At 73.6% G+C, this 16,420-nt stretch carries 18 protein-coding genes; 5 read left to right on the plus strand and 13 right to left on the minus strand.

What is annotated here, in order from left to right:
* Positions 1-65 precede the first annotated feature (65 nt).
* From MWU57_RS07695 to MWU57_RS07735, 9 genes are all read right to left on the minus strand, one after another.
* On the minus strand, positions 66-758 hold the full coding sequence (locus MWU57_RS07695; protein WP_246908515.1) for a nucleoside triphosphate pyrophosphatase: 693 nt from the start codon (positions 756-758) through the stop codon (positions 66-68).
* Between the two features lie 34 nt (positions 759-792).
* A complete protein-coding gene (locus MWU57_RS07700) occupies positions 793-1,425 on the minus strand; it encodes a YitT family protein (RefSeq protein WP_106266732.1) in 633 nt (210 codons plus the stop codon).
* 88 nt (positions 1,426-1,513) lie between these two features.
* A complete protein-coding gene (locus tag MWU57_RS07705; protein WP_246908516.1) occupies positions 1,514-2,437 on the minus strand; it encodes an AEC family transporter in 924 nt (307 codons plus the stop codon).
* Position 2,438: 1 nt separating this feature from the next.
* Positions 2,439-4,181, minus strand: a complete 1,743-nt coding sequence (locus MWU57_RS07710) for a DUF885 domain-containing protein (RefSeq protein WP_246908518.1) — start codon at positions 4,179-4,181, stop codon at positions 2,439-2,441.
* Between the two features lie 105 nt (positions 4,182-4,286).
* Positions 4,287-4,508: a DUF6458 family protein gene (locus tag MWU57_RS07715; RefSeq protein WP_106266728.1), complete on the minus strand. Its 222-nt coding sequence runs from the start codon at positions 4,506-4,508 to the stop codon at positions 4,287-4,289.
* A 79-nt stretch (positions 4,509-4,587) separates the two neighbouring features.
* A complete protein-coding gene (locus tag MWU57_RS07720) occupies positions 4,588-5,145 on the minus strand; it encodes a hypothetical protein (protein ID WP_246908521.1) in 558 nt (185 codons plus the stop codon).
* Complete coding sequence (locus MWU57_RS07725; protein WP_246908524.1) at positions 5,142-5,381, minus strand: acyl-CoA carboxylase epsilon subunit; 240 nt, start codon at positions 5,379-5,381, stop codon at positions 5,142-5,144. The genes MWU57_RS07720 and MWU57_RS07725 overlap by 4 nt, the downstream gene beginning before the upstream one ends.
* The gene (locus tag MWU57_RS07730; RefSeq protein ID WP_246908527.1) at positions 5,378-5,923 is read right to left on the minus strand and encodes a hypothetical protein; all 546 of its coding nucleotides are present in this window, start codon (positions 5,921-5,923) and stop codon (positions 5,378-5,380) included. Before MWU57_RS07730 ends, MWU57_RS07725 begins: the two co-directional genes overlap by 4 nt.
* Before the next feature lie 20 nt (positions 5,924-5,943).
* On the minus strand, positions 5,944-7,521 hold the full coding sequence (locus MWU57_RS07735; protein ID WP_243400861.1) for an acyl-CoA carboxylase subunit beta: 1,578 nt from the start codon (positions 7,519-7,521) through the stop codon (positions 5,944-5,946).
* 130 nt (positions 7,522-7,651) lie between these two features.
* On the opposite strand from MWU57_RS07735, the gene MWU57_RS07740 reads away from it, so the two are divergent.
* Entirely contained in the window at positions 7,652-8,530 is an 879-nt protein-coding gene (locus tag MWU57_RS07740) for a biotin--[acetyl-CoA-carboxylase] ligase (RefSeq protein ID WP_246908529.1), read from the plus strand.
* 19 nt (positions 8,531-8,549) lie between these two features.
* Positions 8,550-9,584, plus strand: a complete 1,035-nt coding sequence (locus MWU57_RS07745) for an adenylate/guanylate cyclase domain-containing protein (RefSeq protein ID WP_106266720.1) — start codon at positions 8,550-8,552, stop codon at positions 9,582-9,584.
* Here the strand turns inward: MWU57_RS07745 and MWU57_RS07750 are convergent.
* The 3 genes from MWU57_RS07750 to MWU57_RS07760 form a co-directional block, all read right to left on the minus strand.
* On the minus strand, positions 9,569-10,378 hold the full coding sequence (locus MWU57_RS07750; RefSeq protein WP_246908531.1) for a crotonase/enoyl-CoA hydratase family protein: 810 nt from the start codon (positions 10,376-10,378) through the stop codon (positions 9,569-9,571). The genes MWU57_RS07745 and MWU57_RS07750 overlap by 16 nt on opposite strands.
* A 63-nt stretch (positions 10,379-10,441) precedes the next feature.
* Positions 10,442-10,849, minus strand: coding sequence for a type II toxin-antitoxin system VapC family toxin (locus MWU57_RS07755; RefSeq protein ID WP_246908532.1), 408 nt, complete (start codon positions 10,847-10,849; stop codon positions 10,442-10,444).
* Entirely contained in the window at positions 10,846-11,106 is a 261-nt protein-coding gene (locus tag MWU57_RS07760; protein ID WP_246908534.1) for a type II toxin-antitoxin system Phd/YefM family antitoxin, read from the minus strand. The genes MWU57_RS07755 and MWU57_RS07760 overlap by 4 nt, the downstream gene beginning before the upstream one ends.
* Before the next feature lie 99 nt (positions 11,107-11,205).
* Between MWU57_RS07760 and MWU57_RS07765 the strand changes: the two genes are divergently transcribed.
* Positions 11,206-11,946, plus strand: coding sequence for a class I SAM-dependent methyltransferase (locus MWU57_RS07765; RefSeq protein ID WP_246908535.1), 741 nt, complete (start codon positions 11,206-11,208; stop codon positions 11,944-11,946).
* A 7-nt stretch (positions 11,947-11,953) separates the two neighbouring features.
* Here MWU57_RS07765 and MWU57_RS07770 read toward each other — a convergent pair whose 3' ends face one another.
* Positions 11,954-12,739, minus strand: a complete 786-nt coding sequence (locus MWU57_RS07770; RefSeq protein WP_246908536.1) for an SOS response-associated peptidase — start codon at positions 12,737-12,739, stop codon at positions 11,954-11,956.
* Between the two features lie 108 nt (positions 12,740-12,847).
* On the opposite strand from MWU57_RS07770, the gene MWU57_RS07775 reads away from it, so the two are divergent.
* Both MWU57_RS07775 and MWU57_RS07780 read left to right on the plus strand, forming a co-directional pair.
* Positions 12,848-14,077, plus strand: a complete 1,230-nt coding sequence (locus tag MWU57_RS07775; RefSeq protein WP_106266959.1) for a multidrug effflux MFS transporter — start codon at positions 12,848-12,850, stop codon at positions 14,075-14,077.
* Between the two features lie 77 nt (positions 14,078-14,154).
* Positions 14,155-16,420: esterase-like activity of phytase family protein (locus MWU57_RS07780; protein WP_246908538.1), on the plus strand; the 2,266-nt coding region annotated here is incomplete at its 3' end.

A 16,420-nucleotide genomic window follows, 5' to 3' on the forward strand; every position in this document is an offset into this window, starting at 1 on the left:
TGTACACATCCCACATGGACCGGGCGACGTCCGGGCCCGGCGGGGGGAGTGCGTTGGCGGTTTCGTCAGACCTGCTGCTGTTGGTCCTGCGGGGGCCGGTGGTCCCGCAGGTGGCGGAACGGCACGTCGATCTCGGCGAGGAGCTCGCGCAGCAGCGGCAGGCTCACGCCCACCACGCCGTGCGGGTCGCCCTCGAGCCGTTCGACGTACGGGCCGCCGAGCCCGTCGATGGTGAACGCGCCGGCCACCTCGAGCGGCTCGCCGGTGGCCACGTAGGCGTCGATCTCGGCGTCGTCGAGGTCCGCGAAGTGCACCGTGGTCGACGACGTGGCGCCGAGCGTCGCGCCCGTGCCGCCGTCGTCGTGCGACCGGCAGTCGACCACCCAGTGCCCGCTGTGCAGCACGCCCGAGCGGCCGCGCATGCTGCGCCAGCGCTCGCGGGCGACCTCCGCGGTGCCCGGCTTGCCGACGATCTCGCCGTCGATCTCGAGCATCGAGTCGCAGCCGAGCACGAGGGCGCCGGGGGCGTCGTGGTCGCCGTCGAGGACGCGCGCGACCTCCTCGGCCTTCGCCTGGGCGAGGACCAGCACGGCGTCCGACGGCGGCAGGTCCGGGTAGCGCTCGCGGGCCGCGGCGAGCACGGCGTCCTCGTCCACGTGGCTGACCCTCACCGCCGGCTCGACCCCGGCGGAGCGCAGGGTCGCGAGGCGGGCGGGGGACCGGCTGGCCAGGACGAGCTGGACGGGAGAGTGCGGCACGAGCAGGACCCTACCGGGCTCGGTGGCCATGTCCTCAGTAGCCCATGTACCGACCGGGCCGGTGGTTCAGCGCGAGCACCAGGTTGAGCAGCGCGGCGCCGACGGCGGAGACCAGCACCGTCACCGGCTCGACGACGGTGAGGGCGAGCAGCACGACGGCGGTGTCCAGGGCCATCTGCACGTAGCCGGCGCGCCAGCCCAGCCGCTCCTGCGCCAGGAGCGCGACGATGTTGAACCCGCCGATGCTCGAGCGGTGCCGGAACACGATGAGCAGGCCCACCCCGGCCAGCACGTTGCCGCCGAGCACGCCGTAGAGGGTCGGGACGTCGACGGTGCCGAACATCGCGGCCTGCAGCGAGCTGAACAGGGAGACGAGGGCGATCGAGAGGCCGGTGCGGACGGTGAAGTCCCAGCCCTTCTTCCAGATCGCCAGGGCGAAGAACGGCAGGTTGACGAGCGCGAACAGCCATCCGAACGGGATGTCGACGGCATAGCTGACCAGCAGCGCCAGGCCGGCCGTACCACCCGTGACCGCCTCGACGGACCGGAGCAGGAACAGCCCGAGCGACACCACGAACGTCCCGGTCAGGAGCCCGAGGGCGTCCTCCAGGAGGCTGTGCCGGACGCCCTCCGGCTTGAGGTCGGACTGGCGTGGTGCGGTGCTCATCGAGGTCCCTCCGGGGTCGGGGCGGGTGGCGCCGTCGTCCCGGGGTGTGGTGCGACGGCGTGCCCATGTTCACACGCCGGCGCGGTGGCTACGTCAGCAGCGCGGCGGCGACCAGCAGCACGACGGGCGAGGCGAGCGTCGTCACCAGGATCGTGTCCCGCGCCAGCACCTCGCCCCGGCGGAAGCGTGCCGCGTAGTTGTAGATGTTCTGCGCCGTGGGCAGCGCGGCGAGGGTGACCGCGGAGACCACCGCGGCGTCGTCGAGCCCGAACCCGTGGCGCGCCACGACGAACGCGACGGCCGGCATCACCACGGCCTTGAGCACCGCGGCGACGACGACGGGGGCGCGGTCGTCCTCGCCGCGCAAGGGCCTCGACCCGTGCAGCGACATGCCGAAGGCCAGCAGGATCATCGGGATCGCCGCGCCGCCGAGGATCTCCAGGGGGGCCAGGACGACGTCCGGGACGCCCACCCCGGTCAACGACACGGCCCCGCCGGCCAGGGCCCCGAGGATGATGGGGTTGCGCACGGGCTGGCTCAGCACGAACCCGAGGGAGACACGGTTCTCGCTGGTGCTGGAGTCCAGCAGGAGCAGCACGAGCGGCGAGACGACCAGCAGCTGCAGCCCGATGACCGGCACCACGGCCGTGGCGTCGTCGAGCACGTAGACGGCCACCGGCAGGCCGATGTTGCCGGCGTTGACGTAGCCGGCGCCGAGCGCGCCGATCGTGGCCTCGGGGACGCGCAGCCGGAACCACAGCAGGTTGACCACGACGAAGACGGCGGCCGCGCTCGCGCCGGCGACCGCCTGCACCAGCAGCGGGGCGCCGAGCAGCTCGCCCAGGTCGGCGTCGGCCACGACGGTGAACAGCAGCGCCGGGCTGGCGACGAAGAACCCGATCCGGTTCAGGGTCGTCCCCGCGTCCGGGCCGCCGAGCCGGAGCCGTCCGGCGACGTACCCGGCGGCGACGACGACGCCGATGATCGCGAAGCCGGTGAGGATGCCCTGCACGTCAGGCGAGCGCCTCGCGCAGCACGTCCAGCCCGACGGAGCCGAGACCGAGCGCCCGGGCGTGGAACGCGCGCAGGTCGAACGCCTCGCCGCGGGCGCCGACGGCGGCGCGGGCCTCGTCGCGCGCCTGCTCCCACAGCCGCTGCCCCACCTTGTACGACGGCGCCTGGCCCGGCCAGCCGAGGTAGCGGTCCAGCTCGAACCGGACGAACTCCTCGGGCATGTTGACGTTCGCCAGCAGGAACGGCCAGGCGTTGTCGGCGTCCCACTTCTCGCCCGTCCCGCCCCACGCGGCGGGGAGCTCCTTGCCCAGGTGCACCCCGATGTCGAGGACCACGCGCGCGGCGCGCAGCCGCTGGGCGTCGAGCATGCCGAACCGGTCGCCGGCGTCGTCGAGGTAGCCGAGGTCGGCCATCAGGCGCTCGGCGTACAGCGCCCAGCCCTCGCCGTGCCCGGAGACCCAGCAGGCCAGCCGGCGCCACGAGTTGAGGGTGTCGCGGGCGGCGACCGCGGCGGCGCACTGGAGGTGGTGGCCCGGGACGCCCTCGTGGTAGACGGTCGTCTTCTCGCGCCACGTGTTGAACTCGCTGACGCCCGGAGGGACGGACCACCACATGCGGCCGGGCCGGGAGAAGTCGTCGCTGGGCGGGGTGTAGTAGATGCCCCCCGTCTGGGTCGGGGCGATCATGCACTCGATCGTGCGGACCGGCCCCTCGATGTCGAAGTGCGTGCCGGCGAGGTCGGCGACCGCCTCGTCGGCCGTCTCCTGCATCCAGGCGCGCAGGGCGGCGGTGCCCTCGAGGCGGCGGGCCGGGTCGGCGTCCAGGGCGGCGACGGCGTCGGCGACCGTGGCGCCCGGACCGGCGATCGTGCGGGCCAGCTCCTCCTGCTCGGCCACGATCCGAGCCAGCTCCTCGAGTCCCCACGCGTAGGTCTCGTCGAGGTCCACGGTCGCGCCCAGGAACTCCCGCGAGTAGCGGGAGTAGGCCTCGCGGCCGACGGCGTCGGCCTGCGGTGCCCGGGGAGCGAGCTCGCGCTCGAGGAAGTCGGCGAGCTCGCCGTACGCCTGCCGCGCCGCGGCGGCGCCCCGCTCCAGCTCGGCGCGCACGAGGCTGCAGGCCGACGAGTCGTCCAGGACGCGGGCGGCCTGCTCGCCGGTCACGAGCGTCGTGAACGTCGAGCCGTCGCCCGCCAGCTCGCGGGCCTGCTCGACGGCGGCGCGCACCTGCCGGACGGCGGCGACGCGGCCCCGCCCTGCGCTCCACGTCAGGGACTCGGTGTACCCGGCGAGCGCCTGCGGGACGGCGTTCAGGCGCGCGGCGATGTTCTCCCAGGCCTCGACGGTGCCGGTGGGGACCACGTCGAACAGGTCGCGGAGCTGCTGCACCGGCGACTCGATGTTGTTGAGGGACGACTGCGGGTCGCCGGCCTCGTGCTGCTCGACGGCGAGCCCGACGCGCTCGCGCATCGCGGCCAGGGTGACCCGGTCGACGTCGTCCGCGGGCGCCTGACCGGCGGCCTCGAGCTCGTCGAGGCGGCGCAGCAGGGCGCGGTCGACGTCGGCTCGTGCCTCGTGGCCGGCGGGGGAGAGGTCGGGCAGCTCGTGGTCGTGTCCTGGCAGGCCCATCATGGTGGCGGCGTCGGGCTGCAGCGCCGCGACGTCGCGGACGTAGGCGTCGGCGACGTCGTCGAGCGCGGTCCTGGCACGGTTCGCGCGGCCCCTGCCGGCGGTGGTGTGAGTCACGCGCCCGAGGTTAACGCGTCATGACTTGCGAGCGTCTCTGTTCGTCAGGAATCGAGCCTCGATTCCTGACGAACAGAGACGCTCGCGGTCGTGCGGCGGAGGAGGTCAGGCCGGCGGGGGCGTGCGGTCGTCGTACCGCTCCACCCGGTGGCTCGTGTGCGAGCGCTGTCTGTTGTAGACCAGACCCAGGATCAGTGCCAGCACACCCGCGGCGATGCAGATGTAGCCGACGACGTTGAGGTTGACGACCTCCCACGTGTCCGGTGCGATCGCGAAGGCGAGGATCGCGCCCACCACGATGAGGAAGATGCCGCTTCCGATACCCATCAGGGTCCTCCGTTCCCGGGCGTCGTCGGAGCCCGTTCCCGTCGATCATCACGCAGAGGTGCTGGTGACGCACGTGCGGCTAGCGGGAACGGCGGCGGACGTCGTCGGCCCAGCCGCGGTGGTAGCGCACGACGACGGCGTCCGAGCCCGGCGCCCACCACACGGCGACCGGGTCGCCGGGCCGCGGGCCGGGCTCGTCGCCGTCGGCCACCAGCAGCGACCAGGTGTCCTCCGCGGTCTCGGAGTCCCGGGGGTAGGTGAGCAGCCCGCGCAGCATCGTGCCGTCCTTGAGCTCGCGCTCGGAGACGGTGACCGACCCGGTCACCGCCCGGGCGTCGGTCCGCAGCGCCTCGGCGGCCCTCGACTCGGTCGCGTGGCGCTGGTCGTCCCGGTAGCGGACGAGGGCCGCCACCGCGGTGACCGCCAGCCCGGCCATGAGGGCGAGCATCAGCCACATCTCCAGCTCGCCGGACGGGTTCTCCACCAGCCGCTGCGCCACGTACACCGCGACCGTGACCAGCAGGGCGGGCAGCCACAGCCACCGGCGGAGCAGCCCCGGGCGCTCCGGACCGGGCACCTCGCCGAGCGGTGCCTCGACCTCGCCCGGCGTGTCGACCTGCTGCCAGACCACGCTCACGAGCGCAGGCTCCAGCGCCACGCGTCGGCGTTGTGCCGGCCCGCGCGGCCGCCGAAGCTCCGGGCGGTGGCGGCCCCGTTGCCGCGGAGGTTGCGGGCGTGGTTGGCCCACTCGTCGACCGGGGCGATGTCGTCCGGCTCGTCGCCGGAGGCCGAGACCGCGGCGAGGCCGGCGACGAGCGCCGCCACCTCGACGTCGTCGGGCTCACCGCGCACCACACGGAACTGGGCGTTCACAGGTCGTCCTCCTCGTCGTCGGGGTCGTCGCCGAACGCGGGCGCGAGGCCGCGCGACGCCGCCCACTCCAGCACGTGGTAGCCACCGGCGACGAGTCGCGAGGCGGCCTCCTGGCCGGCCTCGTCCAGCTGCTCGATGACGCCGTCGAGGGTCATCGACGCCCCGGCGGGCGGGTCCGCCACCACGAAGCCGAGGTAGAACGCCTCGGCCGGGACGGTGCCCTCGGGCAGGTCCTCGTCGGCCTCGTCGTGCTCGGCGTCCGGACCGGGTTCCCACACCGACGTCGTCAGGTCCGGGTGCATCCCCAGCGCGTCGTGCAGCTGGTCGAACACGGCCGCGTTGAGCGTGCCGACGCGGTTCTCCAGCGCGAGGATCCGGGGGTCGTCGTCCGCCTCGGACGCGCCGAACTCCGCCCGGACGCCGACGGCGGTGTCCACGTACTGGTGCAGCGCGGCCGTCAGGGCGTCCACGGCGCGGTGCATCGGCTCAGGGTCCACGTCTCCCAGCGGTGCCGGGCCGTGGGTGGCGTCCTCGTGGCTCATCGGTCGATCTTCTCAGACGTTCACAGCGGGATGTTGCCGTGCTTCTTCGGGGGCAGGCTCGCCCGCTTCGTGCGCAGGGCGCGCAGGGACCGCACGATCTGCACGCGGGTCTCCGAGGGGCGGATCACGGCGTCGACGTAGCCGCGCTCGGCCGCGTCCCAGGGGTTGACGATCCGCTCGGTGTACTCGTCGGTGAGCCGCTGGCGCTCGGTCTCGACGTCCCCGCCGTCGTCGGCGACCTGCTTCAGCGCGCGCCGCTGCAGGATGTTCACCGCGCCGGACGCCCCCATGACGGCGACCTGCGCCGTCGGCCAGGCGAGGTTGACGTCCGCGCCGAGCTGCTTGGAGCCCATGACGATGTACGCGCCGCCGTAGGCCTTGCGCGTGATGACCGTGACCAGCGGCACCGTGGCCTCGGCGTAGGCGTAGATGAGCTTGGCGCCGCGGCGGATGATGCCGCTGTGCTCCTGGCCGACGCCGGGCAGGAACCCGGGCACGTCGACGAACGTCACGACGGGGACGTTGAAGGCGTCGCAGGTGCGCACGAACCGTGCGGCCTTCTCGGCCGCGTCGATGTCGAGCGTGCCCGCCATGGACAGCGGCTGGTTCGCGACGATGCCGACGCTCTGGCCCTCGACGTGCCCGAACCCGATCAGGACGTTCGGCGCGAACAGCGGCTGCACCTCGAGGAACGAGTCGGGGTCGAGCACCGTCTCGACGACCGCGCGCATGTCGTACGGCTGGTTGTCGCTGTCGGGGACGATCTCGTCGAGGGTCTCGTCGGAGGCCGTGACCTCGAGCTCGCCGCCCTCCTCGGGCGGGAACGTCGGGGCGTCCGACAGGTTGTTCTGGGGCAGGTAGCCGACCAGGTGGCGCACGTAGTCGATCGCGTCGTCCTCGTCCTCGCCGAGGTAGTGCGCCACGCCCGAGGTGGCGTTGTGGGTGCGCCCGCCGCCGAGCGTCTCGAAGTCGACGTCCTCGCCCGTGACCGTCTTGATGACGTCCGGGCCGGTGATGAACATGTTCGACGTCTTGTCGGCCATGACGATGAAGTCCGTCAGCGCGGGGGAGTAGACGGCGCCGCCGGCGCTGGGGCCGAGGATCAGGGAGATCTGCGGCACCACGCCCGACGCCGCCACGTTGCGCCGGAACATCTCGGCGAACTGCGTCAGGGCGGCCACGCCCTCCTGGATGCGGGCGCCGCCGCCGTCGGAGATGCCGATGATCGGCACGCCCGTGCGCAGCGCCAGGTCCTGCACCTTGGCGATCTTCTCGCCGTGCACCTCGCCCAGCGAGCCGCCGAACACGGTGAAGTCCTGGGAGAACACGCACACCTGGCGTCCGTCGATGGTGCCGTGGCCGACGACGACGCCGTCGCCCGGCAGCCGCTTGGCGTCCATGCCGAAGTTGCGGCTGCGGTGGGTGGCCAGGGCGTCCAGCTCGGTGAAGCTGCCCTCGTCGAGCAGCGCGTCGATGCGCTCGCGGGCGGTCTTCTTGCCGCGTGCGTGCTGCTTGGTCCGGGCGGTCTCCTCGGGCTCCGTGATCGCGGCGGCGCGGCGGCGCTCGAGCTCGGCGAGCTTGGCGGCAGTGGTGTTCACGCAAGCGACCCTAGATGGTGGGAAGCGACGAATCGATGCGCGACAGGCCTTGGCGCCCCGACGATCTTTGTGGGGACCGCACAACGGGCGCGCCGTGGCGTGGACCCTCGACAGCCGGGACGATGGACCGGTGAACCGTGAACCGCTCGACGTCGAGTCCCTGCGCCGCACCCTCTGCCGCCCCGCCGGCCCGTTGGCGCGGCTCGACGTCGTGGAGGCCACCACCTCCACCAGCTCCGACCTGGCCGACCGCGTCCGGGCAGGCTCGGCCCGGTCGCCCGCGGCCCTGGCGGCCGAGCACCAGACGGCGGGCCGGGGCCGGGCCGGCCGGACGTGGCAGACCCCGGCCCGCGCGGCGCTGACGGTGTCGTTCCTGCTGCGCCCGCAGATCCCGCGCACGGCGTTCGGCTGGGTACCGCTCGTCGCCGGGCTGGCCGTCGTGAGGACGTTGGCCGTGCTCGGCTGCGACGCGCGGCTCAAGTGGCCCAACGACGTCCTGCTGCCGGCGGCCACGCCCGTCGAGGGGCTGGGCGCGCACCGCAAGGTCGCCGGGGTCCTCGCGGAGGTCGTGCCCGACGGCGGCGCCCCGACCGAGCCGCCCGCCGTCGTCGTGGGCATCGGCACGAACGTCTCGCAGCGGGCCGACGAGCTGCCGGTGCCGACGGCCACGTCCCTCGCCCTCGCCGGCGCCGCCGCCGACCGCACCGCGCTGCTGGTGGGACTGGTGCACGAGCTGACCGCCGCCGTCGGACGCCTGGAAGCGGCCGCGGGCGACGCGGCCGCTGCGGGTCTCGCCCAGGAGTACGCCGCGGCGTCGGCCACGCTGGGCACGCGGGTGCGGGCCGAGCTCGCGGGCGGCGACGACGTCGTCGTGGGCACCGCGGACCGGGTGGCCGACGACGGCGCGCTCGTCCTGGCGACGCCCGGCGGCGAACGGGTGGTCACCGCGGGCGACGTGCACCACCTGCGGGCGCACCCGTCGCCGGACGTCCAGGGAGCGCCCAGGTGACGCTGGCTACAGTGGCCCCGTGACCAGCGACACCCCCCACCAGAGCGCCCCGGCGGTCGACGACGCCGCCGGACGGGTCGACGAGGCGATCCTCGGCGGCCCGCGCACCTACACCCTCGACGACCTCGTGGACGGCACGGGCCTGTCGCGAGAGTTCGTCGAGTCGTACTGGCGCTGGCTCGGGCTGCCGGTCACGCGCGGGGACGAGGCGCGGTTCACGGACGCGGACATGGAGTCCCTGCGGGAGATCGGCGCGCTCATCGACGAGGGCCAGCTCGACGAGCAGGCGCAGATGACGCTCGTCCGCTCGCTGGGGCACACGGCCGACCGGCTGGCGCTGTGGCAGGTCGAGGCGCTCGTGGAGCACATCGGCCGCCGGTTCGAGCTGGACGACGTGAGCGCCCGGCTCGCGGCGCTCGAGCGCGTCCCCCGGTTCGCCGACATCCTGGCTCGCCAGCTGGAGCACGCCTGGCGGCGGCAGCTCGCGGCGCTCATGGGCCGGTTCGCCACGGAGTTCGGCGGCTCGCAGGGCGCGCGCCCCGTGCCGGACGAGCTGCCCCTGCGGCGTGCGGTCGGGTTCGCCGACATCGTGTCGTTCACCAAGCGCACCGCCGGCCTCGGCTCGCAGGAGCTCTCGGAGTTCGTCCAGCAGTTCGAGGCCCGGGCCCGCGACGTCATCACCGAGGCGGGCGGCCGGGTCGTCAAGACGATCGGCGATGCCGTGCTGTTCGTGGCCGACGACGTCACGACCGGCGCGGAGTGCGCCCTCGGCCTCGCGGCGCCGCACGCCACGGAGCAGGAGATCCCCGTGCGGGTCGGGTTCGTGTGGGGCCGGGTGCTGTCGCGATTCGGCGACGTGTTCGGCCCCGACGTCAACCTCGCCTCGCGCATCACCGAGCTGGCCGAGCCGGCCAGCGTGCTGGTGGACCCGCCCACGGCGGCGCTGCTGGCGTCCTCGTCGCGGTACGCGCTCACGGCGCAGGCACCGCAGGAGGTCCAGGGGATCGGCGAGATCACCCCGGTGCGCCTGCACCGCGCCTACACGGCGTCCTGACCCGCCGGGGGGACGTCTGTCCTGCCCGACCGCGGGCCTCTGCCGCCCTGCATGCCCTTCAGCGCTCCCAGCGCGCCCGGCAGCAGCCGGAGCTGCGCGCGCCGTTCGGCGGCGAAGGTACGCCGGTCACCCGCCGACCACCGGCGGTCGAACAGCCGCTTCGCCGCCGCGAGCGCCTCGGGCCGCCGCTCGGCGAGCCGGGCCGCGAGGTGGTGCGCGTCGTCGTACGGGGTGTCCGACGCCGTGCCGGCGAGCCCTAGCGCGACCGCGTCGGTGCCGCTGACCTCGTCAGCGGTGAAGGTGAGCCGCTTGGCGGTCTCGATCCCGACGAGCTGGACGAGCGACCGGACCCCGGTCATGTCCGGTACCAGTCCGCGGGCGGTCTCCATGACGCACCAGCGCGCGTCGGGCGCGGTGACGCGCAGGTCCGCGGCGAGCGCGAGCTGCAGTCCCGCCCCGAGCACGGCGCCGTGCGTCGCCGCGACGACGGGGACGGGCAGGCGACGCCAGGCCCAGCAGGCCTCCTGCAGCGGGTTGGTGCCGCGCCACGTCGGCACGAACGCGCGGGCGGTCCCGCGCGGGTCCCGCGCGGCAGAGCCGAGGTCCATCCCGGCGCAGAAGGCCCGCCCGGCGCCGGAGAGGACGACGGCGCGCAGCGTCGGGTCGCGACGCAGGCGGCGGGCGGTGGCCCCGAGGCCGTGCACCATGGCCAGCGACAGCGCGTTGAGCTTGTCCGGGCGGTCGAGGCGGACGTCCGCGACGCCGTCGGTCACGGTGCAGGTCACGTGGCTCATGGCGGTCAGCGTAGAGCGCCGGCGCCCTGGCGTGGAGCCGACCGGGCGGAGCGACGGCCGCGTTCAGACGCGGACGACTCGCAGCGCGTCCAGCTCGGCCAGCGGCGAGAAGTCGTCGTCCTGGGTGACGACGGGTAGGTCGTTGGCCAGGGCGATCGAGGCGATCCAGAGGTCGTTGACGTTGACCCGGCGTCCCGACTCGGCGAGCCTGACGCGCAGGCGAGCCCAGTGCGACGCAGCGGCTGCGTCGACCGGCAGCAGCGCGAGCGGCGAGATCGCGTCCAGGGTGGTCAGTCTGCGAGCGCGGGTCTCGGAGTCCTTGGCCACCAGGACACCGGCCTGGAGCTCCGCCCGCGTGATCACCGAGACGAACGACTCCTCCGGCAGTGCGGTGCCGTCGAGTCGACGACCGGACTCGGAAGCGATGAAGACGCTCGTGTCGAGCAGCCCTTGCGCCTCGGCGGCGGTCACCGGATCGGACCGAGGTCGTCGGTCGTGTCTCCTGCCAGCTCGGCCAGCTCGCTGCGCAGGTCCGGATCGGCCTGGACCGTGCCGAGGAGCTCCAGGAGCTCGGCACGCCGGAGCGAGCGCGGACGGGTCGACCTCACGGGTCCGATCTCCGCGACCGGGGTGCCGTGCTGCGTGACCGTTAGGTGATCACCGCCGGCGACCCGTCGCAGGATCTCGGAGGTGTGGTTCCGCAGGTCGCGGCTGGCGATCGTGGTCATGTGCGCAATCGTAGCGCTTTGCGCACACCTGCCGCCGGCCCGTCCCGCGGGGTGGGCCGGTAGCGTTCCGCACACCGACGGCGCCGATGAGGAGAACCGATGCAGGCCGACCTGTACGACGACTACGCGGACAGCTATGCCAGGGAGAACGCGTCGAGCCTGCTCAACGCGCACTACGAGCGCCCGGCGATGATCGCCCTTGCCGGTGACGTGCGGGGCCGGCGGGTCCTCGACGTCGGGTGCGGCGCCGGCCCGCTGACGGCGGAGCTGCGTGCCCGGGGCGGGATGATGACCGGCCTGGACGGCAGCCCGGCCATGGTCGAGATCGCTCGCCGACAACTGGGCGACGACGTCCCGCTGCACGTCGCCGACCTCGCGGCGCCCCTGCCGTTCGCGGATGCGGCGTTCGACGACGTCGTCGCCTCGCTCGTGCTGCACTACCTCGAGGACTGGGGCGGACCCCTGGCCGAGATCCGCCGGGTCCTGAGGCCGGGTGGCCGGCTGATCTGCTCGGTCAACCATCCGTCGGTCCGGGCCTTCCACCACCCGACCGAGGACTACTTCGCCACGCGGCCGTACACGGAGGACTTCGCGTTCGCCGGCGAGCCGGTCACCGTCCCGTTCTGGCACCGCCCCCTGCACGCGATGACCGACGCGTTCACCGCGGCGGGGTTCCGCATCCGCGTGGTCAGCGAGCCGGCTCCGTCGCCCACGACGCCGCCCGAGCTCCTCCCGCCGCGCATCGCGACGGGCGAACGGACCGCGTTCCTGAGCTTCCTCTTCTTCGTCCTCGAGGCGGACGGGGAAGGCGGGTCGGGCCGTCCGGTCGGCGCCAGCTGACCCGTGCTCAACCGACGCGGACGACGTCGGGGTCGAGCGGTGCGGGGTCCGGCTCGATGAGACCGGGGTCGTCGTTGCGGACGTTGCCGACGCGGGACGAGATCGGACGGACGGCCAACGGTGCTTCCGTCGCGTCCAGCAGGCCGTACGCCTCCTCGGCACCGACGGCCGGGTCGAGCCAGGCGTCCCAGGCGGACCGAGGGAGGATCGCGGGAGTACGGTCGTGGATGCGTGCCAGCTCACCGGCGGCAGCCCGGGTGACGATCGTGGTCGAGACCAGCCAGCGGTCCGGGTCGTCGTCGGCGCGGCTGCGGTCGCGCCAGAACTCGTAGAGCCCGGCGAACGCCACGACCCCGTCGTCGGCCGGGTGGATCCAGTAGGCCTGCTTCGGCACCTTCTTGGTGGCGGTCGGCAGGTCGAGCCTGCGCCACTCGTAGTAGCCGTCCGCCGGCACGAGGCAGCGACGCACGCCCAGCGGCTTGGCGAACGCCGGCTTGTCGAGGAGGGTCTCCGAGCGGGCGTTGATCATGCGGGCACCGACGCCCGGGTCCTTCGCCCACGACGGGACGAGTCCCCACCGCGCCGCCTGCAGGGACCGGGTGATCTCGCCCGCCGTCGTGCTGCCGTCCGCCAGGCGTTCGCGGCGTGGGCGCTCGACGACGATCCGGACGTCGTCCGTCGGCGCGACGTTCCAGCGCGGGCCGAGCACGCGGGCGTCCTCGGCGATCTCGGCGATCGCGAGGTCGTCCGCCAGGGCCTGGGAGTCGGTGAACGAGGCATACCTGCCGCACATGTGACCATCGTCGCGCACGGCACCGACAGCCGCCGGTGGTGCCGGTGGTGAGCGGGCTCACCGGGATTTCCATCGCCCTTCTCAAATCGTTTCGATACGATGGCGGCCATGCCCGACAACCCGACCGCGCCGCCGCGCGCCCGCTCGTCGTTCCGCTGGGTCGTCATGCTCGGGTCGCTCGCGGCGGTCCCGGCCTTCACGGTCGACATGTATCTGCCGTCGCTGCCGGAGGTGGCCGCCGACCTCGGCACGAGCGCCTCGTTCGCCGCGCTGTCGGTGTCGATCATGCTCGTCGGCGGTGCGGCCGGCCAGCTCGTCATCGGCCCCCTGTCCGACCGGTACGGCCGGCGGCGCCCGCTCATGTGGGGACTGGCGATGCACGTCGTCACCTCGCTGCTGTGCGCGTTCGCGCCGAACATCACGGTGCTGGTCGGGCTGCGGCTGCTGCAGGGCTTCTTCAACGCCGCCTGCGGCGTGGCCGCCATGGCCATCGTGCGCGACCGGTTCGTCGGCTCCGAGGCCGCCCGCATCCTGTCGCGGCTCATGCTCATCATCGGCATCGCGCCGCTGCTGGCACCGACGTTCGGCTCGCTCGTCGCGAGCGTCGCCTCCTGGCGCTGGGTCTTCGGGGTGCTCGCGATCATCGGCGTCACCATGGGCTTCGTCGTGTGGCGGTACCTGCCCGAGACCCACCCGGTGTCTCGCCGGCGCGTCGGCGGTGCCCGGACCGTCGTCGGCGGGTACCGCCACCTGCTGCGGGACCGGCACTTCATGGCGCTCGCCCTGCTGCCCGGCCTCGGCATGGCCGTGCTCATGAGCTACGTCGTCACCTCGCCGTTCGTGTTCCAGGAGGTCTACGGGCTCAGCCACGCGCAGTTCTCCCTGCTGTTCGCCCTCAACGGCGTGGGCCTGGTCGGCTCGGCGCAGATCAACGCGAGCCTGGTGCGCCGGGTGGCCCCGATCCGCATCCTGCGCACGTCGCTCGTGCTGCAGGGCGTCGCCGCGGTGGCGCTCCTCGTGGTGGCGCTCACCGGTGCCGGCGGGCTGATCGGCCTGCTCGCGGCGCTCTGGGTCACCGTCGCGTTCACCGGCCTTATCCCGGCCAACGCCTCGGCCATCGCCCTGTCGCGGCACGGGGAGCGGGCCGGCACCGCCGCCGCCGTCATCGGCGCCGTGCAGTCCGGCGTGGCCGGCGTCGTCTCCCCGCTCGCCGGGGCGCTCGGGGGCGACGCCGTCGCCATGACGGCCGTGATGCTGGGGGCCTGGGTCTGCGCCATCGGCGTGCTGGCCATCGCCACGCCCGCGTTCCGGCGCGGCGGCTGGGTGCAGCTCACGTAGTCGCACTTCACCCGGTCGCCCACCAGGCTTCACCCAGGGTTGGGTCGGGCGACGCCCAGGCTCAGTGGTATGGGGCCATGCGCAGAACAGCGAGGTCCGCACCCTTCGTCCGTACCGTCGCGGCAGGCACCGCCGCGACGGTCCTCCTCACCGCCCTGACGGCCACCGCTGCCACGGCCACCGCCGGCGACCGCCCCGGTCCCGGGCGGCACCACCACCACGAGGTGCCCGTGCTGGAGGGACGCGCCACGCTCAGCGCCGACTTCCTCGCCGACGGGCCGCCGTCGGGCGCCGACGCCTCACCCGCGAACGGCCGCCAGGGACCCTGGGACGGCCAGGTGATCCCCGGGTTCTCCGCCATGGTCGACAACGGCGACGGCACCTTCTGGGCCCAGCCGGACAACGGGTTCGGCACGCAGGGCAACAGCGCCGACTTCCTGCTGCGCAGCTATCTGGTCGAGCCCGACTGGGACACCGGTGCGCGGCACTCCGGCTCCGGCGACATCGAGATCCTGGACCGCATCGACTACAACGACGCGAACGGTGTGCTGGACTTCCCGATCGTGCGCTCCGGCACCACCGAGCGCCTGCTCACCGGGGCGGACTTCGACATCGAGTCCGTGGTCCGCGCCCAGGACGGTTCGTTCTGGGTCGGTGAGGAGTTCGGGCCGTTCGTCCTGCACTTCGACGCCAGCGGCACGCTCCTCGAGGAGCCGATCCCGCTGCCGGGCGGCCTGAAGTCCCCGCAGAACCCGTACCTGGCCGACGGCGAGGCGCCCGGCGTGCGGGCCAGCAGCGGCTTCGAGGCGATGAGCGCTTCGCCGAACGGACGCTACCTGTACCCGGTGATCGAGAACGCCCTGGTCGGCACCGACGACGAGCGGCGCCGCGTGGTCTACGAGATCGACACCCGCTCCGGCGAGTACACCGGCCGCACCTGGGACTACCAGACCGACCTGCCGGGCAACGTGATCGGCGACTCGTTCACCGTGGGCAAGTGCCGGTTCTGGTTCGTCGAACGGGACAACTTCGACGGTGCCGCGTCGGTGACCAAGCGCGTCTACGAGGTGGACCTGCGCCGCACCGACGACGAGGGCTTCGTGGCCAAGAAGCTGGTGCTCGACGCGCTGAAGATCGACAACCCGCGGGCCATCGACGCCGGCGAGGGCTACGGCCTCGGCGAGACGTTCGCCCTGCCGGTGCAGTCCTTCGAGACGGTCCTGCGCCTGCGCGACGGCCGGATCCTGATCGGCAACGACAACAACTACCCCGGCAACGACGCCCGCGTCCCCGGCACGCCGGACGACACCGAGATGGTCGTCGTCGACCTGGAGCGCCAGCGCACGCGGGACGACGGCGTCACCGTCGTCGGGCACCGCGGCGCGTCCGGGTACCGGCCCGAGCACACCCTCGCGGCCTACGAGCAGGCGATCCTGCAGTGCGCCGACTACATCGAGCCGGACGTGGTGGCGACGAAGGACGGGGTGCTCGTGGCGCGCCACGAGAACGAGATCGGTGGCACCACCGACGTGGCGGACCACCCGGAGTTCGCCGACCGGCGCACCACCAAGACCATCGACGGCCGGGAGGTCACGGGCTGGTTCACCGAGGACTTCACGCTGGCGGAGCTGCGCACCCTGCGCGCGCAGGAGCGCCTCGGCGAGCTGCGTCCGGGCAGCGCCGCGTTCGACGGGCTCTACCAGGTGCCGACCCTCGACGAGGTGCTCGACCTCGCCCGCCGCTCCGAGACCTGCGACGGCCGCCAGGTCGGCGTCTACCCCGAGACCAAGCACCCGACGTACTTCGACTCGGTCGGCCTGTCGCTCGAGGAGCCGCTGGTCGCGGAGCTGGAGGCCAACGGCCTCGACTCGCGGCGCGACCCGGTGATCCTGCAGTCGTTCGAGACCGGCAACCTGCGCGACCTCGACGAGATGACCGACGTACGCATCGCGCAGCTCGTCTCGGCGAGCGGCGCGCCGTACGACCTGGTCGCCGCCGGGGAGTCGACGACGTACGCCGACCTCGTCACCCGGCGCGGCCTGCGGCAGGTCGCCGGGTACGCGGACGGGATCGGCGCGGCCAAGGACGTGCTGATCCCGCGCGAGGCGGACGGCACGCTCGGCGAGCCGACGTCGGTGATCCGTGACGCCCACCGTGCCGGTCTCGAGGTGCACGCCTGGACGTTCCGCGCGGAGAACACGTTCCTGCCCACCGGGTTCCGGTCCTCCGGCGACCCGGCCGAGCACGGCGACCTCGCGGGTGAGATCCGGGTGTTCCTCGACGCCGGCCTGGACGGGCTCTTCGCCGACCACCCGGACCTCGCGGTGGCCGCCCTGGGCGGCC

This window comes from Isoptericola sp. S6320L, assembly GCF_023015685.1.
Taxonomy (GTDB): Bacteria; Actinomycetota; Actinomycetes; order Actinomycetales; family Cellulomonadaceae; genus Isoptericola; species Isoptericola halotolerans_A.